Source organism: Mesorhizobium sp. M2C.T.Ca.TU.002.02.1.1 (assembly GCF_003997225.1).
In genome coordinates this window covers 1-526 of record NZ_RZTO01001481.1, presented here as the reverse complement: position 1 = coordinate 526, position 526 = coordinate 1, and the positions used below count along the sequence as shown (strand labels likewise).

The window sequence follows — 526 nt, the reverse complement described above, 5'->3', positions numbered from 1 at the left end:
ACATCGCTCCCGAATGTAGTGATTCGGGAGCGAAAGACCAGAACTGTCTACGTTTTGTTCTAGTTTCGCGTGTCCGGCCCCAACTTGACAGCCGGAGCGGGTGAGGGGAAAGCTGGCGGCAGGGCAGGGATTGCCGGCCCGGAAGACGCCGTAAGCGCGGAACAGTCGAAGGAGCACCGTCTTGGCTGTCACCATCACCTCCCTCGTCCTCTTCCTCATCGGTCTCATTCTCGGCGGCGGCGGCATCTGGCTCGCGGTGCTGGGAGGCAGCTGGTACTATCTGATCGCCGGCCTGGTCTTCCTGATCACCGCCTGGCTGCTTTTCAGGCGCCGGTCGACCTCGCTCTGGCTCTACGCGCTGTTCGTGCTCGCCACCTTGTGCTGGGCGGTCTGGGAGATCGGCTTCGACTGGTGGCAGCTCGGTCCGCGCGGCGGCGTCATCGTGCTCGTGGCGCTTTGGCTTTTGACGCCATGGGCAAGGCGAGGCCTGCGGGGGCCGGACGGACGCGCGCCGCTGATCCTGGCC

At 65.2% G+C, this 526-nt stretch carries 1 pseudogene; it reads left to right on the top strand.

Features of this window, described 5'->3' with window-relative positions:
• Positions 1-181: 181 nt before the first annotated feature.
• Positions 182-526, top strand: a pseudogene (locus EOD07_RS36855) (membrane-bound PQQ-dependent dehydrogenase, glucose/quinate/shikimate family); the annotation flags it as partial.